Source organism: Variovorax sp. UC122_21 (assembly GCF_044056785.1).
Lineage (GTDB): Bacteria > Pseudomonadota > Gammaproteobacteria > Burkholderiales > Burkholderiaceae_C > Variovorax.
The window spans coordinates 1,628,622-1,654,984 of the sequence record NZ_CP172004.1 but is presented as its reverse complement, the minus strand read 5'-3'; the positions used below and the strand labels follow the sequence as shown (position 1 = coordinate 1,654,984).

Annotated in this window: 2 protein-coding genes and 2 pseudogenes; all 4 read right to left on the bottom strand. The window is 72.2% G+C overall.

Annotated elements, in window-relative coordinates:
• Positions 1-3 precede the first annotated feature (3 nt).
• The 4 genes and pseudogenes from ACHMXE_RS20145 to ACHMXE_RS20130 all read right to left on the bottom strand — a co-directional run bounded on the left by ACHMXE_RS20145 (position 4) and on the right by ACHMXE_RS20130 (position 26,345).
• Positions 4-9,838: pseudogene (locus tag ACHMXE_RS20145) on the bottom strand (amino acid adenylation domain-containing protein).
• Positions 9,838-16,434 carry an amino acid adenylation domain-containing protein gene (locus ACHMXE_RS20140; RefSeq protein WP_395350975.1) on the bottom strand — a complete coding sequence of 2,199 codons (6,597 nt, stop codon included), beginning with the start codon at positions 16,432-16,434 and terminating at the stop codon, positions 9,838-9,840. The pseudogene ACHMXE_RS20145 and the gene ACHMXE_RS20140 overlap by 1 nt, the downstream one beginning before the upstream one ends.
• A complete protein-coding gene (locus ACHMXE_RS20135) occupies positions 16,431-21,041 on the bottom strand; it encodes an SDR family NAD(P)-dependent oxidoreductase (protein WP_395350974.1) in 4,611 nt (1,536 codons plus the stop codon). The genes ACHMXE_RS20140 and ACHMXE_RS20135 overlap by 4 nt, the downstream gene beginning before the upstream one ends.
• Positions 21,041-26,345 (bottom strand): annotated as a pseudogene (locus ACHMXE_RS20130) (amino acid adenylation domain-containing protein). The gene ACHMXE_RS20135 and the pseudogene ACHMXE_RS20130 overlap by 1 nt, the downstream one beginning before the upstream one ends.
• Positions 26,346-26,363 lie beyond the last annotated feature (18 nt).

Sequence of the window (26,363 nt, the reverse complement as noted above, 5' to 3'; positions counted from 1 at the left end):
CTCCTATACCTCCAGTTCGGCCAGCAGCGCGTCGATGCGATCGGCGCTGCGGCCCTCGCCGGCAGTGCCCTGGTCGGACAGCTGCGCGGCCACGTTCGCGGCGAATTCGGCGAAGGACCGCTGCTCGAACACCATGCGCAGCGGCAGCTCGACGCCGAGGCGCCGCCGCACGCCGGCCGTCACCTGCACCGCGAGCAGGGAATGGCCGCCGAGTTCGAAGAAGTTGTCCTGCCGGCCCACGCGCGCCACGCCAAGCACCTCGGCCCAGATGCCGGCCAGCGACGCCTCGAGCTCGCCCTGCGGCGCCTCGAAGGCCTGCTCGCTCGTGGCGGACGACGGCGCGGGCAGCGCCTTGCGGTCGACCTTGCCGTTGGCATTGAGCGGCAGCCCGTCCAGCACCGTCAGCGACGCGGGCACCATGTAGTCGGGCAAGGCGGCCCCCAGGCGCTGCCTCAGCACGGCGGCATCGGCGTCCTGTCCCACGTGCAGCGAGACATAGGCCGCCAGCCTCGTGCCGGCGCTGCCTTCGATCGCCAGCACGATCGCCTCGCGCACCTCGGGCAGCGCCAGCAACTGCGCCTCGATCTCGCCGAGCTCGATGCGGAAGCCGCGCACCTTGACCTGGTGGTCGATGCGGCCCAGGTACTCGAGCTGGCCCTGCGCGGTCAGCCGCACCAGGTCACCGGTGCGGTAGAGGCGGCCGCCGTCGTCGGTCGCGATGAAGCGCTCCGCGCTGAGGCCGGCGCGATTCAGGTAGCCGCGCGCCAGACCGGCGCCCGACACGTGCAGTTCGCCCGCCACGCCGAACGGCACCCGATTCAGTTGCGCGTCGAGCACCTGCAGGCCAAGGTCGGGAATCGCGACGCCCACGGGGCTGCGCTGCTGGCCGATGTCAGCCGCGGTGATCTCGCGGAAGGTCACGTGCACCGTGGTCTCGGTGATGCCGTACATGTTGACGAGCCGCGGCGCGCGGTCGCCGTGGTGCTCGATCCAGCCGCGCAGCCGCTGCGGCTCCAGGGCCTCGCCACCGAAGATGACGACGCGCAGCGCCAGCCCGTCCTCGAGCGCCTGCGGCAGGCACGCCAGCTGCCCGAAGGCGGACGGCGTCTGGTTGAGCACGGTCACGCGCTGCTCGCGCAGCAACCGCAGGAAGTCCTCCGGCGAACGGCTGACCCAGAACGGCACCACGACCAGCCGGCCGCCGGTGCACAGCGCGCCGAAGATCTCCCACACCGAGAAATCGAAGGCGTAGGAATGGAACAGCGTCCAGGTGTCCTGCGGCCCGAAGCCGAACCACGGCTCGGTCGCGTCGAGCAGCCGCGTGACGTTGCGATGGCACAGCTGTGCCCCCTTGGGGCCTGCCGGTGGACCCCGAGGTGTAGATCAGGTAGGCCAGGTTCTCCGGATGCACCCGCACGCCCGGGTCGTGCGCGGGCTCCCCGTCCAGCGCCAGCGTCTCCAGGTTCAGCAGCTTCACGCCCTTGCCCTCGCCTTCGCCCACCGGCACGCGCTCGCTCACCGACTCCTGCGTCAACACCAGCGCCACACCGCTGTCGCTCACCATGTGCGCCAGCCGCTGCGCCGGGTACTCCGGGTCCAGCGGCACGTACGCACCACCCGCCTTCAGGATCCCCAGGATCCCCACCACCATCTCCACCCCGCGCTCCAGCGCGATCCCCACCCGCACCTCCGGCCCCACCCCCAGCGCGATCAGCCGGTGCGCCAGCCGGTTCGCCCGCGCATTCAGCTCTCCATAGCCCAGCGCCTGCTCCCCATGCACCAGCGCCACTGCTTCGGGGCGCTGCGCCGCATGCCGCTCGAACAGCGCATGCACCGGCTGCGCATTCGCATACCGCCGCGCGTTCGTGCCCCACGCCGCCAGCTGCTCGCGCTCCTGCCGACCCATCAACTCCACCTCGCCCACCGCCTGCCGAGGCTCCTGCGCCAGCGCTCCCAGCACCGCCAGGTAATGCGCCGCCAGCCGCTGCACCGTCTGTGCATCGAACAGCTCCAGCGCGTAGCTGAAGCTCGCCTGCACACGGCCGTCCGCTCCCTCCACCGTGTCCAGCGTCAGCTCGAACTGCGCCTCCTGCACTCCCAGCGCGTACTCCCGCAGCGCCAGCCCCGGCCAGCCCTGCAGCACCTTCAGGTCGCCACGCTGGTGGTTGAACATCACCTGGAACAGCGGGTTCACCCCCAGGCTGCGCTCGGGCTGCAGCGCCTCCACCAACTGCTCGAACGGCAGGTCCTGGTGCGCCTGCGCGCCCAGCGCCGCTTCCCGCACCTGCCCCAGCACCTGACCCAGGCTCGCGCGCGCATCCACCGTCGCGCGCAGCACCTGCGTGTTCACGAAGAAGCCGATCACGCCCTCCGTCTCCACCCGGTGGCGGTTGGCGATCGGCACGCCCACGCGGATGTCCGACTGCCCGGTGTAGCGCGACAGCAGCACCTGCAGCCCCGCCAGCAGCACCATGAACAGGGTCGCCCCCTCGCCCTGCGCGCGCCGCTGCAGCGCCCGCGCCAGCTCCGCGGGCAGCTCCACGTCCAGCCGCGCGCCTCGGTAGCGGCCGTCCGCGCGCCGCGGATGGTCGGTCGGCAGCTGCAGCACCGGGTGCTCGCGGCCCAGGTGCTGCGTCCAGTACGCCAGCTGCCGCTCCTTCTCGCCTGCTTCCAGCCACTGCTTCTGCCACACGGCGTAGTCGGCGTACTGGATCGGCAGCGCCTTCGGCTCGATCGGCGTGTGCAGCACGCGTGCGCGGTACTGCGCCACGAACTCGTCCACGATGATCTGCAGCGACCAGCCGTCCGACACGATGTGGTGCATCACCACCACCAGCACGTGCTCGCGCTCGGCGCGACGGATCAGCCCCACGCGCAGCAGCGGGCCCTCGCCCAGGTCGAACGCGGTCTCGCTCAGGCGCAGCGCCTGCTCGTGCACGCTTGCATCGCGGTCGGCCTCAGGCACCGTAGCCAGGTCGATCTCCTCGATCGCGAACGCCGCGCTGTCTCGGATCAGTTGCTCGGCCACGCCATCCGCGTTCGCACGGAACACCGTGCGCAGCGCCTCGTGGCGCTGCACCAGCGCCGCGAAGCTCGCGCGCACCGCGCCAACGTCCAGGTCGCCCGACAGCGACAGCGCCCCGCTGATGTGGTACGCCGTGCTGCCAGGGTCCAGCTGCCACAGGAACCATTGCCTCAGCTGCGCGTACGACAGCGGCAGGCTGCCCGCGCGCTGCGCCGCGGGCAGCGCGGGAATCGGCTCGGCGGCCGGCGCGGCGTCCGTGCCGACGGCCTGCGCGATACGCGCCACGGCCTGGTGCTCGAAGATCTGCCGCGGCGTGAGCCGCAGGCCGTCGCGGTGCGCGCGCGCAATCACCTTGAGCGCGGCGATCGAATCGCCGCCGAGCTCGAAGAAGTTGTCGTGCCGTCCCACGCGCGGCAGGCCCAGCACCTCGGCCAGCACCTGCGCGAGCACCGCCTCCACCGCGCCCACCGGCGCTTCGTAGGCCTGCTCGCTCGCATGCACCGCGCGCGGCAGCGCATGGCGGTCCACCTTGCCGTTGGCATTGAGCGGAAGGGCGTCGAGCACCATCACGGCGCTCGGCACCATGTAGTCGGGCAGCACGGCGCCCAGCCGCTGCCGCAGCACGGCCGGCTCGATCGCGCGGTCCGCATGCAGCGACACATAGCCCGCGAGCCGTGCGCCGGCCGCTCCGGTGTCGGCCACCACCACCGCCTGGCGCACCTCCGGCTGCGCGAGCAGTTGGGCCTCGACCTCGCCGAGCTCGATGCGGAAGCCGCGGATCTTCACCTGGTGGTCGATGCGGCCCAGGTACTCGAGCTGGCCGTCGTCGCGCCAGCGCACGAGGTCGCCGGTGCGGTAGAGGCGCTCGCCCGCGCCGCCGAAGGGATCGGCGACGAAACGCTCGGCGCTCAGGCCGCCGCGATCGAGATAGCCGCGCGCCAGGCCGGTGCCGCCCAGGTAGAGCTCGCCGGCCACGTTGCGCGGCATCCGCTGCAGGCCGGCATCGAGCACATAGGCCTTGCGCCCCGCCATCGGCTGCCCGATGGGCGCATAGCCTTCGGAGAAACTCGCCGCGGCATCGACCTTCCACAGCATCGGCGTCACCACCGATTCGGTCGGTCCGTAGCCGTTGATGAGGATCCGGGGTTTCAGGTGCTGGCGCACCATGTCGAAACCTTCGCGCGACATCGCCTCGCCGCCGAAGGAATAGAGCTGCACCGGCGGGCACTGCCCGGTGTCGCGCGCCCAGTCGGCGAGCTGCCGCAGGTACACCGGCGGGAAGCCCGCGTTGGTCACGCCGTGGCGCCGCATCGCATCGAGGGTCTGCTCGGCGGTCCACAGCGCCGCGTCGCGCAGCAGCAGCGACGCCCCGCAGCACAGCGCGGTGAACAGGCGCTCATGGGCACCGTCGAACGAGAAGGACAGGAAATGCAGTTCGCGCGACCGCGGCCCCATCTCGTAGACCTCGGCCGAATCGATGCAGTGTGCGGCGAAGGGGCCATGCGCAACCGCCACGCCCTTGGGCTTGCCGGTGGATCCCGAGGTGTAGATGACGTAGGCGATGTTCTCGCCGTGCAGCACCACGCCCGGGTCGTGGGCCGGCTCGTTCGCGATCGCCTGCGCCGTCTGTGCCTCGTCCAGCACCAGCACGCGCACCCTGCCCTGCTCGCCGTTGCCCTCCACCGGCACGCGCCTCGCCACCGCACCCTGCGTCAGCAGCAACCCGATCCCGCTGTCCCCCACCATGTATGCCAGCCGATCCACCGGGTACTCCGGGTCCAGCGGCACGTACGCGCCCCCGGCCTTCACCACCCCCAGGATCGCCACCACCATCTCCACTCCGCGCTCCAGCGCGATCCCCACCCGCGCCTCCGGACCCACCCCCAGCGCCATCAACCGATGCGCCAGCCGGTTCGCCCGTGCGTTCAGCTCGCCATAGCCGATCTCCTGCTCGCCGAACACCAGCGCCACTGCTTCCGGGTGCCGCGCCGCATGCGCCTCGAACACCTCGTGCACCGGCCGCGCATGGCCCTCGTCGCGCGCGTTCACGCCCCACGCATCCAGCTGCGCGAGCTCGGCCTCGGGCAGCAGCTCCAGCTCGCACACCGGCTGCTGCCGCTGCTCGGCCAGTGCCCGCACGACGCCTTCCACCGCCGCCCGCATGAACCCGCACACCCGCTGCGCATCCACCCCCTGCACCGTCTGCGCCACCAGCGCGAAGCCCTCGCCCAGGTCGTCCACCGACAGGCAGAACGGGTAGTTGCTGCGCTCGCGACCGCCCAGCACGCGCATCCCGGCCCACGCGAAGGTTTCTTCACCATCGTTCTCCTCCGGGCTGTAGCGGTAGTTCAGCAGCGCCGAGAACAACGGCGTGCCCCCAGGCAGCCCACTGCACCGCTGCGCCAGCGACAGCCCCGCATGCTCGTGGTGCAGCAGCTGCGTCAGGCTCTCGTGCGTCTGCCGCACGCACGACAGCACGTCGCGCGCGCCCAGCCTCACGCGCAGCGGCAGCGTGTTGATGAACATCCCCAGCGCCCGCTGCGCCCCCTCCCCGCCCTGCATGCGCCCGAACAGCACCGTGCCGAACACCACGTCGTCCTTGCCCGTCGTGCGCGCCAGCACCAGCGCCCACGCCAGGTGGAACAGCGTCGCCGCGCTCACCCCGTGGCGCTGCGCCTCGCGCCGCACCCCGCGCGCGAGCTCCGGCTCCAGCCGCTCGCGCGCCTCGTCCACACGCTGCCCGTCCCCCTGCACGTCCAGCACGTTGAACGGCGCCGTCGGCTCGTCCACGTCCGCCAGCATCCGCCGGAAGAAGGCCTCGTGCTCGCCCTGGCTCACCCCCAGCCTCGACTGCGCCACGTAGCGCCTGAACGGCACCGGCTCGGGCAGCTGCGCATGCAGGCCCTGCTGCACCAGCGCGATCTCCTGCACCAGCAGCTCCAGCGTCGTGTGGTCCAGCACCAGGTGGTGGCTGGGCAGCTGCAGCAGCCAGCGCTCGCCGTCCGCGTGGCGCGCGTCGTGCGCGGCCAGCGCACGGATCATCGGCGCCTCGCGCACGTCGATGCGGTAGCTCGACGGGTCCACGCAAGCCTCCAGCCACTGCGCGACGTCCGCCTGCGCATCGTCGATGCGCGGCCACTGCAGCCGCAGCGCGGCGCTGCGCTGCACCACCTGCACCGGCTCCTTCAGCCCCTCCCACAGCACCGCCGTGCGCAGGATGTCGTGGCGCTGGATCACCTGGTCCAGGCTGTCCACGAAGCGCTCCAGCTGCTCGCGCGTCTCGAAGCTCAGCGCCAGCGGCGTCACGTATGCGTCCCCACTCGCCTGCAGCAGGTGATGGAACAGCATCCCCTCCTGCAGCGGCGCCAGCGGATAGATGTCCTGGATGTTCGACGCCCCGCCCGGCACCGCCGCCACGATCCGCGCGATCTGCGCCTCGTCCAGCTCGATCAGGCTCAGCATCCCGGGCTCCAGCACCTCGCTGCCCGCCGGGATGCCGTTGGCCGGCACCACCACCTCGCGTCGGCCCTGTTCCTGCATCAATGCCTGCGCGAACGCGCCGAGCTGCGGCTGCTGGAACAAGGTGCGAACCTGCATCGTCCAGCCCTCGCGGCGCACCCGCTCCAGCAGCCTCAGCGCCAGCAGCGAGTGCCCGCCCAGCTCGAAGAAGTTGTCTTGCCGCCCCACCCGCTCCACGCCCAGCACCTCGGCCCAGATGCCGGCCAGCGTCTGCTCCGCCGCGCCCACCGGCGCCTCGTAGCGCGAGGCGTTCGTGTACTGCGGCGCCGGCAGCGCCTTGCGGTCCACCTTGCCGTTGGCGTTCAGCGGCAGCCCCTGCAGCACCATCAGCGCCGCCGGAACCATGTAGTCCGGCAGCACCGCGCCCAGACGATCGCGCAGCTCGCCCGTGTCCAGCGACCCGCCCGCGTGCAGGCTCACGTAGCCCGCCAGGCTCGCGCCCGCCGCTCCATCGTGCGCCACCACCACCGCCTCGCGCACCTCCGGCTGGCCCAGCAGCTGCGCCTCCACCTCGCCCAGCTCGATGCGAAAGCCCCGAACCTTGACCTGGTGGTCCAGACGCCCCAGGTACTCCAGCTCGCCCTGCGCGCTCCAGCGCACCAAGTCTCCCGTGCGGTACAGACGGCCTCCGCCTTCCGTTGCAATGAAGCGCTCGGCGCTCAGTTCGGGCCGGCCGAGGTAGCCGCGCGCCAGCAGGGCTCCGCCGATGCAGAGTTCGCCCGCTACGCCCCGGGGCACGGGTTCGAGGTCGGCGCCGAGCACATGCAGTGCACGCCCGGCCAGCGGCACGCCGATCGGCATGCGCAGCGGCAGTTCGCGCTCGCCGCGCACATAGGGTGCGCAGTCGAGCACCGTGGCCGTGACCGTTGCTTCGGTCGGGCCGTAGGTATTGAGCAGCGCGACCCCTTCGAGGCCGGCCTTGCGCCAGGCATTGAGCCCTTCGGGCGGCATGGCCTCGCCGCCCGCATGCACCTGCCGCAGCGCGCCATAGGAACGCGGGCCGTGGCGCGCGAAGTCCTGCACGAGCAGCAGCCAGTAGGCGGTCGTGAGGTCGACCACGCTGACCTGCCGTTCGATCAGCTCGCGGTGGAAGGTCTCGCTGTCCCACAGCTGCGGTCCTCGCAGCACCATCGCCGCGCCCGCGGCGAGCGGCGGAAAGGTCTGCTCGACGAAGCCGTCGAAATTCAGCGTCGAGAACTGCAGCATGCGGTCGGCCGCTGTCAGGCCGAAGAAGCGGATCGACTCCTGCGTGTGCTGGAACAGCGCATGGTGCGCGATGCCGACGCCCTTGGGCCTGCCGGTGGACCCCGAGGTGTAGATCAGGTAGGCCAGGTTCTCCGGATGCACCCGCACGCCCGGGTCGTGCGCGGGCTCCCCGTCCAGCGCCAGTGCCTCCAGGCTCAGCAGCTTCACGCCCTGCCCCACCGGCACGCGCTCGCTCACCGACTCCTGCGTCAGCACCAGCGCCACACCGCTGTCGCTCACCATGTGCGCCAGCCGCTGCGCCGGGTACTGCGGGTCCAGCGGCACGTACGCACCGCCCGCCTTCAGGATCCCCAGGATCCCCACCACCATCTCCACCCCGCGCTCCAGCGCGATCCCCACCCGCACCTCCGGCCCCACCCCCAACGCGATCAGCCGGTGCGCCAGCCGGTTCGCCCGCGCATTCAGCTCTCCATAGCCCAGCGCCTGCTCCCCATGCACCAGCGCCACCGCTTCGGGGCGCTGCGCCGCATGCCGCTCGAACAGCGCATGCACCGGCTGCGCATTCGCATACCGCCGCGCGTTCGTGCCCCACGCCGCCAGCTGCTCGCGCTCCTGCCGACCCATCAACTCCACCTCGCCCACCGCCTGCCGAGGCTCCTGCGCCAGCGCTCCCAGCACCGCCAGGTAATGCGCCGCCAGCCGCTGCACCGTCTGTGCATCGAACAGCTCCAGCGCGTAGCTGAAGCTCGCCTGCACACGGCCGTCCGCTCCCTCCACCGTGTCCAGCGTCAGCTCGAACTGCGCCTCCTGCACTCCCAGCGCGTACTCCCGCAGCGCCAGCCCCGGCCAGCCCTGCAGCACCTTCAGGTCGCCACGCTGGTGGTTGAACATCACCTGGAACAGCGGGTTCACCCCCAGGCTGCGCTCGGGCTGCAGCGCCTCCACCAACTGCTCGAACGGCAGGTCCTGGTGCGCCTGCGCGCCCAGCGCCGCTTCCCGCACCTGCCCCAGCACCTGACCCAGGCTCGCGCGCGCATCCACCGTCGCGCGCAGCACCTGCGTGTTCACGAAGAAGCCGATCACGCCCTCCGTCTCCACCCGGTGGCGGTTGGCGATCGGCACGCCCACGCGGATGTCCGACTGCCCGGTGTAGCGCGACAGCAGCACCTGCAGCCCCGCCAGCAGCACCATGAACAGGGTCGCCCCCTCGCCCTGCGCGCGCCGCTGCAGCGCCCGCGCCAGCTCCGCGGGCAGCTCCACGTCCAGCCGCGCGCCTCGGTAGCGGCCGTCCGCGCGCCGCGGATGGTCGGTCGGCAGCTGCAGCACCGGGTGCTCGCGGCCCAGGTGCTGCGTCCAGTACGCCAGCTGCCGCTCCTTCTCGCCTGCTTCCAGCCACTGCTTCTGCCACACGGCGTAGTCGGCGTACTGGATCGGCAGCGCCTTCGGCTCGATCGGCGTGTGCAGCACGCGTGCGCGGTACTGCGCCACGAACTCGTCCACGATGATCTGCAGCGACCAGCCGTCCGACACGATGTGGTGCATCACCACCACCAGCACGTGCTCGCGCTCGGCGCGACGGATCAGCCCCACGCGCAGCAGCGGGCCCTCGCCCAGGTCGAACGCGGTCTCGCTCAGGCGCAGCGCCTGCTCGTGCACGCTTGCATCGCGGTCGGCCTCAGGCACCGTAGCCAGGTCGATCTCCTCGATCGCGAACGCCGCGCTGTCTCGGATCAGTTGCTCGGCCACGCCATCCGCGTTCGCACGGAACACCGTGCGCAGCGCCTCGTGGCGCTGCACCAGCGCCGCGAAGCTCGCGCGCACCGCGCCAACGTCCAGGTCGCCCGACAGCGACAGCGCCCCGCTGATGTGGTACGCCGTGCTGCCAGGGTCCAGCTGCCACAGGAACCATTGCCGCAGCTGCGCGTACGACAGGTGGCTGCGCTCCAGTACCGACGGGTCACGCGCCAGGATCGGGAACTGGCCGAGCGTCATGCCCTCGGCGCGGATCTTCTGGTAGACCGTGCGGCGCTGCTCGTCCGTCAGGCGCGAGAAGCGTTCCGCGATGCGCCGGGTTGCGAGGGGGTCCATCAAACAGCCTCCATGCTGTCAAGCAGTGAATCGATCTCCGAGAGCGCCTGTGCCGCAGGCCGGGCGTCGCGCTGGCTCGCCACCAGCGCGGCCATGTCCATCACCACCGGGTGCAGGAAGATGTCCTTGACCGCCAGGTCCATGTGCAGGGCGCCCTGCACCCGCGCGGCCACCTGGACCGCGAGCAGCGAATGGCCGCCGAGCTCGAAGAAGTTGTCGTGACGGCCCACGCGCGGCAGGCCCAGCACCTCGGCCCAGATGCCGGCGAGCGCCTGCTCGGTCTCGCCGACCGGCGCCTCGTAGCGCGGCGCGTTCGCCGACTGCGGCGAAGGCAGCGCCTTGCGGTCGACCTTGCCGTTGGCATTGAGCGGCAGGGTCTGCAACACGATCAGCACGCCAGGCACCATGTAGTCGGGCAGCGTGGCCGCGAGCCGCTCGCGCACCGCCGCGCTGTCGATCTCATGGCCGGCGTGCGCCGACACGTAGCCGACGAGGCGCATGCCCGCGGGGCCTTCGTCGGCCACCACCACCGCCTCGCGCACTTCAGGCTGCGCGAGCAGCTGGGCCTCGATCTCGCCGAGCTCGATGCGCAAGCCGCGGATCTTCACCTGGTGGTCGATGCGACCCAGGTACTCGAGCTCGCCCTCGGCATTCCAGCGCACCAGGTCGCCGGTGCGATAGAGCCGCTCGCCGCCCTCGGCCGCGACGAAGCGCTCGGCGCTCAGGCCGGGCCGGTTGAGGTAGCCGCGCGCCAGGTTCAGTCCACCCAGGTAGAGCTCGCCGGCCACGCCGGCCGGCGCGGGGTTGAGCGCGGCGTCCAGCACGTGGGTGCGCGTGCCGCTGATGGGCTGCCCGATCGGCACCTGGGAGCGGCCGTCGTCGCGGCAGGTCCAGTGCGTGACGTCGATGGCCGCCTCGGTCGGGCCGTAGAGATTGTGGAGCCGGGCCTGCGGCAGCCGCGCGAACACCTGGTTCTGCGCCTCGGCCGACAGGGCTTCGCCGCTGCAGACGATGTGCCGCAGGCTGGTGCAACCCTCGACGCCCGCGCCGGCCAGGAAGGCCTGCAGCATCGACGGCACGAAGTGCAGCGTGCTGACGCCGTGCCTGCGGATCAGCTCGACCAGCCGTGCCGGCTCGCGATGGTCGCCGGGCGCGGCGACGACCAGGCGCGCGCCCGTCATCAGCGGCCAGAAGAATTCCCACACCGACACGTCGAAGCCGAACGGCGTCTTCTGCAACACGGTGTCGGTGGCATCGAGCCGGTAGGCCTGCTGCATCCACGCGAGGCGGTTGAACAGCGAGCCGTGGCGGTTGGCGGCGCCCTTGGGCTTGCCGGTGGATCCCGAGGTGTAGATGACGTAGGCGATGTTCTCGCCGTGCAGCACCACGCCCGGGTCGTGCGTGGGTTCGCTCGCGATCGACTGCGCTGTGCCTTCCTCGTCCAGCACCAGCACGCGCACCCTGCCCTGCTCGCCGTTGCCCTCCACCGGCACGCGCCTCGCCACCGCACCCTGCGTCAGCAGCAACCCGATCCCGCTGTCCCCCACCATGTATGCCAGCCGATCCACCGGGTACTCCGGGTCCAGCGGCACGTACGCGCCCCCGGCCTTCACCACCCCCAGGATCGCCACCACCATCTCCACTCCGCGCTCCAGCGCGATCCCCACCCGCGCCTCCGGACCCACCCCCAGCGCCATCAACCGATGCGCCAGCCGGTTCGCCCGTGCGTTCAGCTCGCCATAGCCGATCTCCTGCTCGCCGAACACCAGCGCCACTGCTTCCGGGTGCCGCGCCGCATGCGCCTCGAACACCTCGTGCACCGGCCGCGCATGGCCCTCGTCGCGCGCGTTCACGCCCCACGCATCCAGCTGCGCGAGCTCGGCCTCGGGCAGCAGCTCCAGCTCGCACACCGGCTGCTGCCGCTGCTCGGCCAGTGCCCGCACGACGCCTTCCACCGCCGCCCGCATGAACCCGCACACCCGCTGCGCATCCACCCCCTGCACCGTCTGCGCCACCAGCGCGAAGCCCTCGCCCAGGTCGTCCACCGACAGGCAGAACGGGTAGTTGCTGCGCTCGCGGCCACCCAGCACACGCATCCCGGCCCACGCGAAGGTTTCTTCACCCTCGTTCTCCTCCGGGCTGTAGCGGTAGTTCAGCAGCGCCGAGAACAACGGCGTGCCCCCAGGCAGCCCACTGCACCGCTGCGCCAGCGACAGCCCCGCATGCTCGTGGTGCAGCAGCTGCGTCAGGCTCTCGTGCGTCTGCCGCACGCACGACAGCACGTCGCGCGCTCCCAGCCTCACGCGCAGCGGCAGCGTGTTGATGAACATCCCCAGCGCCCGCTGCGCCCCCTCCCCGCCCTGCATGCGCCCGAACAGCACCGTGCCGAACACCACGTCGTCCTTGCCCGTCGTGCGCGCCAGCACCAGCGCCCACGCCAGGTGGAACAGCGTCGCCGCGCTCACCCCGTGGCGCTGCGCCTCGCGCCGCACCCCACGCGCGAGCTCCGGCTCCAGCCGCTCGCGCGCCTCGTCCACCCGCTGCCCGTCCCCCTGCACGTCCAGCACGTTGAACGGCGCCGTCGGCTCGTCCACGTCCGCCAGCATCCGCCGGAAGAAGGCCTCGTGCTCGCCCTGGCTCACCCCTAGCCTCGACTGCGCCACGTAGCGCCTGAACGGCACCGGCTCGGGCAGCTGCGCATGCAGGCCCTGCTGCACCAGCGCGATCTCCTGCACCAGCAGCTCCAGCGTCGTGTGGTCCAGCACCAGGTGGTGGCTGGGCAGCTGCAGCAGCCAGCGCTCGCCGTCCGCGTGGCGCGCGTCGTGCGCGGCCAGCGCACGGATCATCGGCGCCTCGCGCACGTCGATGCGGTAGCTCGACGGGTCCACGCAAGCCTCCAGCCACTGCGCGACGTCCGCCTGCGCATCGTCGATGCGCGGCCACTGCAGCCGCAGCGCGGCGCTGCGCTGCACCACCTGCACCGGCTCCTTCAGCCCCTCCCACAGCACCGCCGTGCGCAGGATGTCGTGGCGCTGGATCACCTGGTCCAGGCTGTCCACGAAGCGCTCCAGCTGCTCGCGCGTCTCGAAGCTCAGCGCCAGCGGCGTCACGTATGCGTCCCCACTCGCCTGCAGCAGGTGATGGAACAGCATCCCCTCCTGCAGCGGCGCCAGCGGATAGATGTCCTGGATGTTCGACGCCCCGCCCGGCACCGCCGCCACGATCCGCGCGATCTGCGCCTCGTCCAGCTCGATCAGGCTCAGCATCCCGGGCTCCAGCACCTCGCTGCCCGCCGGGATGCCGTTGGCCGGCACCACCACCTCGCGCCGACCCTGTTCCTGCAGCAATGCCTGCGCGAACGCGCCGAGCTGCGGCTGCTGGAACAAGGTGCGAACCTGCATCGTCCAGTCCTCGCGGCGCACCCGCTCCAGCAGCCGCAGCGCCAGCAGCGAGTGCCCGCCCAGCTCGAAGAAGTTGTCTTGCCGCCCCACCCGCTCCACACCCAGCACCTCGGCCCAGATGCCGGCCAGCGTCTGCTCCGCCGCGCCCACCGGCGCCTCGTAGCGCGAGGCGTTCGTGTACTGCGGCGCAGGCAGCGCCTTGCGGTCCACCTTGCCGTTGGCGTTCAGCGGCAGCCCCTGCAGCACCATCAGCGCCGCCGGAACCATGTAGTCCGGCAGCACCGCGCCCAGACGATCGCGCAGCTCGCCCGTGTCCAGCGACGCGCCCGCGTGCAGGCTCACGTAGCCCGCCAGGCTCGCGCCCGCCGCTCCATCGTGCGCCACCACCACCGCCTCGCGCACCTCGGGCTGGCCCAGCAGCTGTGCTTCCACCTCGCCCAGCTCGATGCGAAAGCCCCGAACCTTGACCTGGTGGTCCAGCCGCCCCAGGTACTCCAGCTCGCCCTGCGCGCTCCAGCGCACAAGGTCTCCCGTTCGGTACAGACGGCCTCCGCCCTCCGCCGCGATGAAACGCTCCGAGGTCAAGCCCGCGCGGTTCAGGTAGCCGCGCGCGAGGCTCGCACCGCTCAGGTACAGCTCGCCCGCCACGCCCTGTGGCACGGGGTTCAGTCCCGCGTCGAGCACATGGGCGCCCGTGGCGCTGACCGGCCGGCCGATCGGCACCTGGCTGCGGCCGTCGTCGCGGCAGGTCCAGTGGGTGACGTGGATGGTGGTTTCGGTCGGCCCGTAGAGGTTCTGCAGCGTGGCGCCGCTCAGGCGCCGCAGCGCCTCGCCCTGCGTGGCGGCCGGCATGGCCTCGCCGCCGCAGATGATGTAGCGCAGCCGCGTCGTGGCCTCGATGCCCTCGTGCGCCAGGAAGGCCTGCAGCATCGAGGGCACGAAGTTCAGCGTCGTGACCTGGTGGCGGCGGATCAGTTCGACCAGCCGCTCGGGGTCGCGGTGATCGCCGGGGTTGGCCACCACCAGCCGCACGCCCTGCGTCAGCGGCCAGAACATCTCCCACACCGACACGTCGAAGCCGAACGGAGCCTTGTGCAGCACCGTGTCGTCGTCGGTGAGCCCGTAGGTCTGCTGCATCCATGCCATGCAGTTGTGCAGCGCGTCGTGGCGGATCGCCGCGCCCTTGGGCTTGCCGGTGGAGCCCGAGGTGTAGATCACATAGGCCAGGTTGGCGCCGTGCAGCTTCACGCCGGGATCGACCGCCGATTCGGTGCTCGTGTCGAGCGTGTCGAGTTCGAGCACGGGCAGCGCGTCGGCCACCGGCACCAGGTGGTGCAGCCGGCGCTGCGTGAGCAGCAGCGCGATGCCGCTGTCCGCCACGATGTAGGCCAGGCGGTCCGCCGGATACTCGGGGTCCAGCGGCACGTAGGCCGCGCCGGCCTTCAGGATCGCGAGGATGCCCACCATCATCTCGACCGAGCGCTCGACCGCGATGCCGACGCGGCTCTCCACCCCCACGCCCAGCGCGATCAGCCGGTGCGCGAGGCGGTTGGCGCGCGCATCGAGTTCGCCATAGCCGAGCGCCTCGTCAGCGAACAGCAATGCGGTCGCGTCCGGCGTCCGCCGCGCGTGCCGCGCGAAGGCCTCGTGCACCGGCTCGTACCCCGGATGGCCATTCGGATCCACGCCCCAGGCGGCGAGCTGCGCGAGCTCGGCATCGGCCAGCAGCGGCAGCGCGCCGAGTGCCTGCGCCGGATCGGTGGCCATGGCCTCGAGCACGCGCCGGTAGTGGCCAGCGAGCCGTGCCATGGTGGCGGGCTCGAACAGGTCGGCCGCGTAGCGGAAGACGGCATGGATGCCGCCGTCGGCATGCTCGAAGGTCTCGAGGTTCAGCTCGAAGGGCGCGGCGCGCTCGCCGAGGTCGATGCGCCGCACCAGCAGCTCGGGCCAGCCGCGCGGCGGCCGGTCGCCCTCGCCGAGGTGGTTGAACATGACCTGGAACAACTGCGCGCCAGCCTGGCCGCGATCGGGACTCAGCGCCTGCACCAGCCGCTCGAACGGCAGGTCCTGGTGGGCCTGGGCCTCGAGCGAGCTGTCGCGCACCTGCACCAGCAGTTCGGCCAGGCGCGTGCGCTCGCTCAGCCGCGCATCCATCACCACCGTGTTGATGAAGGCACCGACCACGCCCTGTGTCTCCGGGCGGTGGCGGCCGGCCACCGGCACGCCGACGCGGATCTCCTGCTGACCGCTGTGTCGGAACAGCAGCGCGTGGAACGCGGCGAGCAGCACCATGAACGGCGTGGCACCGTGCTCGCGGGCCACGCGCTTGAGCGACTGCGCGAGCGCCGGTGGCACCTCGAGCACATGCTGCGCCGCCCGGTAGTTCGCGCTGGCCGCGCGCGGCCGGTCGGTGGCCAGTTCGAGCACGGGCTGGCTCGCGCCCAGGCGCTGGCGCCAGTAGGCCAGCTGCCGTTCGCCCTCGCCGCCCTCTAGCCATGCGCGCTGCCAGCGCGCGAAGTCGACGTAGCGGATTTCGGGCTCGGTCTCGAGCGATGCCTGCGAGCCGCCGCGGCGCAAGGCATAGAGCCGGGCCAGCTCGTCGAGGATCAGCTCGACCGACCAGGCATCGGAGCCGATGTGATGCATCATCAGCAGCAGATGGTGGTCGTCGTGCCCCATCTTCAGCAGCGTGCCGCGCAGCAGTGGCCCGGCCGCCAGGTCGAAGGGCGTGCGGCTGATGGCCAGCGCCGCCTCGCGATGGCGTGCCTCGCGCGCCGCCGGATCAAGCCCCGACAGGTCGACGAAGGGAATCTCGATCGCGCTCACGGCCTCGACGACCTGCTCGGGCAGGCCGTCGGCGCCGGTGCGGAACGCGGTGCGCAAGGTGTCGTGGCGTAGCGCGAGAGCATGCATCGCCTGCCGCAGCGCATCCACGTCGAGCGGCCCCACGAAGCCCAGGCCGCCGCCGACGTGGTAGGCGGTGTTGCCCGGGTCGAGCTGCCACAGGAACCACTGCCCCTGCTGCGCGAACGAGGACGGCGCGGGGCCGTCGTCGCTGCCGCGCACGATCGCGTCGCGCGAGGGCGCGGCAACGGCGGCGGCACTCGCGTCGCGCTTCAGGCGGCGCTGCAGCATGTCCAGTTGCGCCGGCGACAGCTTCGCGCGGCGGGCGGAGAGATCCTTGCTTTCGCTCATGATGAAAGATTCGTGGTGGTCGTTTCGGCGGCCGCGTCGGCTTCGCGCTCGATCTCCTCGATCAGGCGGGTCTCGACCAGCACCGCCAGTTCGGCGATCGTGGGTGCCTTGAAGAAAGCGGCGGGATGGAGTTCGACGCCATAGGCCTTGCGCACCCGCGCCAGCAGGCGGATGGCGAGCAGCGAATCGCCGCCGAGCTCGAACAGGTTGTCGTTGGCGCCCACCGGCGCGATGCCCAGCGCCTCGCTCCACAGCTCGGCCAGTCCCTGCTCGAGGTCGCCTTCGGGCGCGAGATAGGCCGTGGGCAGCACGGGCCGTGCGTGGCTGGCACGGCCCTCGGCGGCGGCGCCGGGTGCCTCGTCGTCCAGTGCATCGAGCAGGCCCTCGATCGGGCGCAGGCGCGGGGCGAGCGGCGTGATCGACACCACCGTCTGCGGCAGGTCGGGGCCATTGGCGATGCGCTCGAAGGCGAGCACGCCGGCACGCTCGTCGAGACCCACGCCTTCGGGCATGTCCATGTCGACGGCCACGCCGACGTCGCGCCAGGCGTCCCAGTTCACCGAGAACACCGGCAACGCGGATTCGCGGCGGCGCGCGTTCGCGAAGGCGTCGAGGTAGGCGTTGGCGGCCGCATAGTCGCTGCGGCCGAGGCCGCCGATCAGCGCGGCCACCGAGGAGCAGAACAGCACGAAGTCCAGCGGCTCGGCGCGCAGCGCCTCGAGCAGCACGCGCGTGCCTTCGATCTTGGGCGCGAACGCCGCCGCCACCGCGGCCTGCGTGCGCTGGGCGATCATGCCGCGGTCGGGTTGCACCACGGCATGCACCACGCCGTGCACCGGGCCGAACTGCGCGTGAACGGCGGCCAGCGCGGTGCGCAACTGCGCGGCATCGGTGACGTCGGCCTGCAGCGCGAGCAGTTGCGCGCCCTCGGCCTCGAGCGCGAGCAGTTGCTCGAGCCGGCGCCGCAGCGCGGTGGGCTGGGCGGCATCCGACGCCAGGCGCCGCCAGTCGGCGCGCGGCGGCACCGGGCTGCGGCCCAGCAGCACCAGCCTGGCCTGCCACTGCCTGCTCAGGTGGCGGGCCAGCGCGAGACCGACGCCGCCGAGCCCGCCGGTGATGAGGTACACGCCGCCCTGGCGCAGGCGTTGCGTGCCGGGCAACTGCGCGGGCAGCGGCTCGTAGGCCTTGGTCCAGCGGTGCGGTCCGCGGTACGCGACGACGAACTCGCCATCGGCCGCCGCGCTCTCCTCGACGATGCGACGCGCGAGCTCGGCCTCGGCCGGGCTCTCGGGCGCGGGCCGCACCACGTCGACCACGCGGCAGGCGATCGCCGGATACTCCTGCGCGAGCACCTTGGCGATGCCGAGCACCGTGGCCTTCTCGGGCGCGAGGGCCTCGATGCCCGCCACGTCCTCGACGCCGTCGGTGATCACCGCGAGCCGCAGCGGCGGCCGGCTGGCGCCGTCGACCGCGTCGAGCGCCTGGGCCAGCGCGAGCAGGCTGAAGTAGCCGGCCTCGAACACCGCGCCGTCGGACACGGCATGCGTCGCGCCGCCATCGAGGCTCCAGAGGTGCAGCAGCTCGGTCACGGGCCCGGCTTCGGATTCGACTTCGCGCAGCAGCGCCTCGTGGTCGGCGCGCTCGGCCGGGCGCAGCGTGTACTGGCGCTCGGCGGTGCGCGCGAACTTCGTTCCGCGCAGCGCCAGCACCACGCGGTCGCCGCGCGCGCGCAGCAGGCTGCCGAGGCGGTCGGTGAAGCTGTCGAGATCGCCGAGAACCAGCGTGCAGCCCTGGGGCGACACCTGCGCCGGCGTCGCGGCGGAGGCCACGGCCTCCGCGCGCTTCCAGACCGGGCGGTAGAACAGGCCCGGCGCCTGCGGCTCCATGGGCCGCGCGCTCTCGCCGGCCTCGATCCAGAAGCGCCGGCGCTGGAAGGCATAGCCGGGCAGCGGCACGCGACGGCGCGGCGCGCCCTCGCGCAGGGCGTCCCAGCCGATGTCCACGCCCGCGGTCCACAGGTTGGCGATCGCCACCGCGCGCTGCTGGGCGTTGCGCGCATGCTGCTGCGGATGGGCCTGGCTGGCCCAGATGCCGAGGGCCGACTTCGCGTCCGGATGCTGGCGCGCGAGCGCGCTCAGCGATTCACCCGGGCCCACCTCGAGCAGCACCCGGCCCGGCGTGGCGAGCAGGCCGCGCAGGCCGTCGACGAAACGCACCGTGCCGCGCAGGTGCCGGCCCCAGTAGCCGGGGCTGGTCGCCTCCTGTGCGGTGATCGGCTGGCCGCTGAGGTTGGACATGAAGGGAATGCGCGGCGCATGGCGCGGCACCGACGCGACCAACCGCTCGAGCTCGGCGACGATCGGATCGACCAGGCGCGAGTGCGAGGCGATCGACACATGCAGCCGGCGCGGCAGATGCTGCCCGGCACGCAGCGCCTCCTCGGCACGCTCGATCGCATCGACCGGGCCCGCCAGCACGCAGAGCTGCTCGCCGTTGACCACGGCCAGATCGCAATCGGTCGACAGGAAGGGCGCGACCTCGGCTTCCGACAGCGGCACCGCGGTCATCGCGCCCGGAACCAGCGTCTGCATCAGCCGGCCGCGCGCGGCCACGATGCGCAGCGCGTCCTCGAGCGAGAACACGCCGGCCACGCAGGCCGCCACGTATTCGCCGAGGCTGTGGCCCAGCATCATCGACGGCACCACGCCGGCGTGCATCCACCATCGCGCCATCGCGTACTCGGCCGCAAACAGCGCGGGCTGCGCGAACTCGATGCGCGCCAGCCGCTCGTTGGCCGCCTGCTCGTCGCCGGCCTGGGGGAACAGCAGTTCGAGCAGATCGATGCCGCTGTCCGCGCGCAGCAGCGCGGCGCAGCGGTCGAGGGTCTCGCGAAAGACCTGGCTGTCGCGGTAGAGGGCCTGGCCCATCCAGGCATGCTGGGTGCCGCCGCCCGGAAAGAGGAAGGCCACCTCCGGCGCCGAACCTGGCGCGCGGGTGGCGGCGAGCGCCGGCGAGGACAGCATCTGCGCGGCCAGCGCCGATCCGTTCGCGACCACGGCGCTGCGCCATTCGAAGGCGCGGCGTCCGCCCTGCAGCGTGGCGGCCACGTCCTCGAGCGCGGGCGCGCCGGATGCCTGCGCCGGCGCGGCCAGCTCGGCGGCGAGCCGCGCGCGTGCCTGCGCCAGCGCGGCTTCGTCCCTGGCCGACACGGGCAGCACCTGCCACGACGGCTCGGCGTCAGCGAGCCGCGTCGTGGGCGCAACGGGCGCCTCCTCGAGCACCACGTGCACGTTGGTGCCGCCGATGCCGAACGAGCTCACGCCCGCGCGGCGCGGCACCGGGCCTTCGGGCCAGGGCTTCGACACCGTGTTGACGTAGAACGGGCTGTTCGCGAAGTCGATCTGCGGATTGGGCGCGCGGAAATGCAGGCTCGCGGGCAGCACGCGGTGGCGCAGCGCCTGCGCGGCCTTGATGAGGCCGGCCACGCCGGCGGCGGCGTCGAGGTGACCGATGTTGGTCTTGACCGACCCCACGGCGCAGAAGCCGCGCCGCTCGGTGTCGGCGCGGAAGGCCTGGGTCAGCGCGGCGATCTCGATCGGGTCGCCGAGCGTGGTGCCGGTGCCGTGGGTCTCGACATAGCCGATGGTGTCGGCCGACACGCCCGCGATCAATTGCGCCGCTCGGATCACCTCGGCCTGGCCGTCCACGCTGGGCGCGGTGAAGCCGACCTTGGCCGAGCCGTCGTTGTTGGCCGCGGTGCCCTTGATGACCGCATGGATGGTGTCGCCGTCTCGCAGCGCCTCGTCGAGCCGCTTGAGCACGACCACGCCCGCGCCGCTGCCGATCACCGTGCCGGCGGCATCGGCGTCGAAGGCGCGGCAGTGGCCGTCGGGCGAGAGGATGGCGCCGGCCTGCCAGCGGTAGCCGCCTTCCTGCAGCAGGTCGAGCCACACGCCGCCCGCGAGCGCCATGTCGCAGTCGTGCGCCAGCAGCGCCTGGCAGGCGGTGTGCACCGCCGTCAGCGAGGTCGAGCAGGCGGTCTGCACGCTCACGGCCGGGCCGCGCAGATCGAGCTTGTAGGCCACGCGCGTGCACAGCGAACCGCCCGAGTTGCCGCTCATCAGGCCCAGCAGGTCGGCGATGCCGCTGTGCGCGCCGAGGCCGAACGAGGGCAGCAGGTTGCGGATCAGGTAGACGTTGGCGCCCTCGCCCGCGTACACGCCGACCTTGCCCTGCCAGCGCGCGGGATCGCAGCCCGCGTGCTCGAGCGAGGACCAGGCGCATTCGAGAAAGACGCGCTGCTGCGGATCGAGGGCCTCGGCCTCGCGCGGCGCGTAGCCGAAGAAGGCGGCGTCGAACTGGTCGAAGCCCTCGAAGCGCACGCCGGCCTTGACGTAGTCGGGCTCCTCGAGCACCGACTGCGGCACGCCCTGCGCGCGCAGTTCCTCGTCGGAGAAGCGCTGGATCGACTCCACGCCGTCGCGGATGTTGCGCCAGAAGGCATCGACATCGTCGGCGCCGGGAAAGCGCCCGGCCATGCCGACGATGGCGATCTCCAGGCCGGTGGGTTCGCCGGGAACGGCGTCGAAGGACTCGGGCGTGGTCATCAGTGGACTCTCTCTGCGGCCTTGCGGCGTTGAAGCATGGCGGCGCGCTGGCGCAGCGCGCGCTCGTCGATGGCGGCCGACGCGGCGGCGGCCTCGGCACGGCCACCGCCCTGCTCGATGGCGCGCGCCAGCGACTCGACCGTGGGGTGCTTGAACAGCTGGACCAGCGGCAGCTCGATGCGCAGCCGGTCCTGCAGCAGGCGGTGCGCGCGGATCAGCAGCAGTGAATGGCCGCCGAGGTCGAAGAAGTTGTCGTGCTGGCCGACCTGCGGCACCTGCAGCACCTCGGACCAGATGGCCGCGAGCGTGCGCGCCACCTCGCCCTGCGGCACCTCGTAGGCGCGCGCGCCGGCCAGGTCGTCGGGCTCGGGCAGCGCCTTGCGGTCGACCTTGCCGTTGGCATTGAGCGGCAGCGCATCGAGCACGACGATGGCGCGCGGCACCATGTAGTCGGGCAGCGACTGGCCGAGGCGCTCGCGCAGCACGGCGGTGTCGACGGGCGCGTCGCCGCGCGGCGAGACGTAGCCGACCAGCGTCGCGCCGGTCGGACCTTCCTTCGCGACCACCACCGATTCGCGCACCTCGGGCTGGGCCGCGAGCTGGGCCTCGATCTCGCCGAGCTCGATGCGCAGGCCGCGGATCTTGACCTGGTGGTCGATGCGGCCGAGGTACTCGATCTGGCCTTCGACGTTCCAGCGCACCAGGTCGCCCGTGCGGTAGAGCCGGCCGCCAGCGCCGAAGGGATCGGCCACGAAGCGCTCGGCGCTGAGGCCGGCGCGGTTCAGGTAGCCGCGCGCGAGGTTCACGCCGCCGAGGTAGAGCTCGCCGGCCACGCCGCGCGGCACGCGGTTGAGTTCGGCGTCGAGCACCCAGGCCTGGGTGTCGCTGATCGGACGGCCGATCGGCACCAGGCTTTCGCCGTCGTCGCGGCAGGTCCACTGCGTGACGTGGATGGTGGTCTCGGTCGGGCCGTAGAGGTTCTGCAGCGAGGCGCCGGCCAGGCGCTGCAGCGCCTCCTTCTGCGTCTCGGCCGGCATCGCCTCGCCGCCGCAGATGATGTAGCGCAGCCGCGTGCGCGTCTCGATGCCCGGATGCGCGAGGAAGGCCTGCAGCATCGAGGGCACGAAGTTCAGCGTGGTGACCTGGTGGCGCTCGATCAGTTGCACCAGCCGTTCGGGATCGCGGTGGTCGCCGGGGTTGGCGACCACCAGCCGCGCGCCGGCGGTCATCGGCCAGAACATCTCCCACACCGACACGTCGAAGCCGAACGGCGCCTTGTGCAGCACGGTGTCGTCGCGCGAGAGCACGTAGACCCGCTGCATCCAGGCCATGCAGCTGTGCAGCGCGTCGTGCCGCACGGCCGCGCCCTTGGGCTTGCCGGTGGAGCCCGAGGTGTAGATCACGTAGGCTAGGTTCTCGCCGTGCAGCGCGACCTCGGGATCGGACTCGGGCTCGGTGCCGAGGTCGAGGCTGTCGATCTCGAGCACCCGGAGCCCGCCGCGCGCGGCGATGCAGTCGCGCGTGGCGCGGTGGGTGAGCAGGAGGTCGATGCCGCTGTCGTCCACCATGTAGGCCAGGCGCTGCGCCGGGTATTCGGGGTCGAGCGGCAGGTAGGCGCCGCCGGCCTTGAGGATGGCGAGCAGGCCGACGACCAGCTCGACGCTGCGCTCCATCGCGATGCCCACGCGCGCATCGGGCCGAACGCCGAGCGCGACCAGGCGGTGCGCGAGGCGGTTGGCGCGGCGGTTGAGCTCGGCGAAACTCAGGGCCTCGTCGGCGAACAGCAAGGCGATGGCCGCGGGCTGCTGCCGCGCATGGCGCGCGATGGTGTGGTGCACCGGCTCGGCACCGGGCTCGCGCGTGGCATCGACGCTCCAGCGCGCGATCTCGGCCTGCTCGCTCGCCACCAGCAGCGCGACATCGCCGACCGCGCGCGCGTGCATCGCCCGCCACGGCCTCGAGCACCGCGAGGTAGTGGCCGGCCATGCGCTCGATGGTGTCGGCGTCGAACAGCTCCGCCGCGTAGATCAGGTCGAGCCGCAGCGGACCGCCCACGCGTTCGCGCACTTCGAGCACGAGTTCGAACTGGGCCTCGAGGTCGGGCAGCGCATGGTCCTCGGCGTCGAGGCCGCCGAGCTGGCGCAGCGCGCCGCGGTCCTCGAGCAGGTGGTTGAACATCACCTGCACCAGCGGGCTGTGGCTCATGCTGCGCTCGGGCTCCAGCAGTTGCACGAGCTGCTCGAACGGCAGGTCCTGGTGCGCCTGCGCGCCGAGCACCGCTTCGCGCGCCTGCGCGAGCACGCCGGCCAGCGGCGTGCGGCCGTCGATGCGGTTGCGCAGCACCAGCGTGTTGACGAACAGGCCGATGATCCGCTCGAACTCGGGCCGGCCGCGGTTGGCGATGGCGGCGCCGACACGGATGTCCTGCTGGCCGGTGTAGCGGTGCAGCAGTGCCTGCAGCCCCGCCAGCAGCACGATGAACAGCGTGGCGCCCTCGGCCTGGGCCAGCGTGCGCAGCTTCGCGAGCAGCGCCGCGGGCAGCTCGAAGCCGTGGCGCGCGGCGCGGTAGCTCGCGCGTGGCTGGCGCGGGCGGTCGGTACGCAGCTCGAGCACCGGGTGCTCATGGCCCAGCTGCGCGCGCCACCAGGCGGCCTGGCGCTCCGCCTCGCCGGCCGCGAGCCAGTCGCGCTGCCAGGCGGCGTAGTCGGCGTATTGCAGCGCGGGCGCGGCGATACCGGCCGCGTGGCCTTGCAGGCGCGCGGCGTAGCCCGCGGCCAGTTCCTCGAGCAGCACCTGCATCGAGGCGCCGTCGGAGACGATGTGGTGCATGGCGACCACCAGCAGCTGGGCCTCGTCGGCGGTGCGCAGCAGCGCAACGCGCAGCAGGCCGCCCTGCGTGAGATCGAAGGGGGTGGCCTTGATGCGGCGCGCCTCCTCGGCCAGCCGCGCCTCGCGCGTGTCGGCGGGCTGCGCGCGCAGGTCGACGATCTCGACGCTCGCCTCAGTGGCCTCCCGGACCCATTGCATCGGCACGCCGTCAGCGCCCGCGCGGAACACGGTGCGCAGCGACTCGTGGCGCTCGACCAGGTCGCCGAGCGCGGCGCGCAATGCATCGGCATCGAGGGCGCCGCGCAGCTGCATCGCACCGCTCATGTGATAGGCCGCGCTTCGGGGATCGAGCTGCCACAGGAACCATTGGCGCTCCTGCGCATGCGAGAGCGGCAGGCCTTGCGCGCGCTGCGCCGCGCTGATCACGGCGACGGGCATGGGACGCTCGCGCCGGCCCTCGGCCCGCAGCCGGCGCACGGCGGCCGCGCATTCATGCAGACGCGGCTGCTCGAACAGCGCCCGTACGGGGAAGTCGATCTCCCATTGCGAAGCGATGCGCGCCGCGACCTGCGTGGCCGTCAACGAACTGCCGCCGCGCGCGAAGAAGTGCGCGTCGCGCGGCAACGCGGGCGCATCGGCCTGGCGCAGCACCTCGCGCCAGATCGCGTCGAGGGCGCGCTCGGTGTCGTCGAGCGCGGCTTCGACCGTCACGTCGGAGGCGGGGCCGCCCTTCACGAAGTGGCCGCGCTCGTGGATCGCATAGGCATCGGCGCTGCGATCGAGCCAGCCCGCGCGGCAGGCGCTGCGCTGCAGCTTGCCGCTGGTGGTCTTGGGCATGCCGCCCGGGTTGAGCAGCACCACGGCCGACAGCGGCTCGCCGAACACCTCGCTGACCGCGGCGCTCAGCGCCTCGACCAGCACCTGCGGCGGCACCAGCTTCTGCATGCTGCGCGAGATCTCGGCGGCCGCGCCGATGCCCTCGCCGTCGGGGCCGTGGGCCGCGAAGACCGCGACGCGGCCCTTGCGCACCGCCTCGACCTCGGCCTCGATCACGCGCTCGATGTCCTGCGGATAGATGTTGTGGCCGCGCACGATGATCAGGTCCTTGATGCGACCCGTGACGTAGAGCTGACCGTCATGGAAGAAGCCGAGGTCACCGGTGCGCAGCCAGCGCAGGCCATCGCGCTCGACGAAGGTCTCGCTCGAGGCGCGTTCGTTGCCCCAGTAGCCCGCGCCGATGCTCGCGCCGGCGATGCGGATCTCGCCGATGGCGCCGCCATCGAGCACCGCCTGCGTGGCGGGATCGACGATCTCCACGCGATGCTCGACCGCCACGCCGCCGCAGCCGACCAGCACTGTGCCGTCCTCGCCCGGCAGGCTCGGAGTGCCCTGGCCAGCGGCCAGGCCTTCGGGCGAGAAGCTGCGCGCGACCATGCCGTCGCCGCGCCGCCCCCCCGTGACGTAGAGCGTGGCTTCGGCCAGCCCGTAGCAGGGATAGGCCGCGCCGGCATCGAAGCCGGCGGCGGCGAAGCGCTCGATGAAGGCGGTCTCGGTGTCGGCGCGCACCGGCTCGGCGCCGGTGTAGGCCACGCGCCAGCTCGACAGGTCGAGCGTGGCGAACTGCGCGTCCTTCACGCGCTCGATGCACAGGCGGAACGAGAAGTCGGGGCCGCCGCTGAGCGTGGCGCGGTGGCGCGAGATCAGCTCGAGCCAGCGCACCGGCCGTTCGAGGAAATGGCGTGGCGAGGTCAGCACCAGCGGGATGCTGCTGTAGAGCGGCTGCAGCAGGCCGCCGATCAGGCCCATGTCGTGATAGAGCGGCGCCCACGAGACGAACTTGTCGTCGGGCCCGATGCCCATGCCGACCTGGATCGCATGCTCGTTGGCCATGAGGTTGCCATGCGTGACGATCACGCCCTTGGGTGCCGAGGTCGAGCCCGAGGTGTACTGCAGGAAGGCGATGTCGTCGGCGGCGGGATCGAAGGGCTGCCAGGACTCGGCCAGCACCGCGTCGATCGCATCGACGGCAAGGATCGCGGCACCTGCGAACTGCGTCGGCGAGCTTGCGGCGAGGGCCGCTTCGAGCGCTGCAGTGGTCAGCACGCAGCGCGCGCCGCAGTCGTCAGCCACGCCCGCGAGCCGCGCGAGGTGCTGGGGCCGGGCCGACTCGGGCGGGAAGATCGGCACCGCGATCACGCCCGCGTAGAAACAGGCCAGCATGGCGATCGCGTAGTGCTCGCCGTTGTCGAGCATGACCAGCGCGCGGTCGCCCCTGGACAGATCTCGCTGCAGCCGCGCGGCAAGCGCGCGTACGCGACGCTCGAACTGCGCGTAGCTGAAGTCCCTTTCTCCGTGTTCGTCCGCGACGGTCAGCCAGGTGGCATCGGGTCGCCGTTGCGCGAGTTCACGCAGGTGCGCCACGAAGTTGCGCGGCCGCTGGCGGTCTTGTTCGGGCATCGTTGCCTTGTTCGTCATCCTGTCGCTCCGATGTCC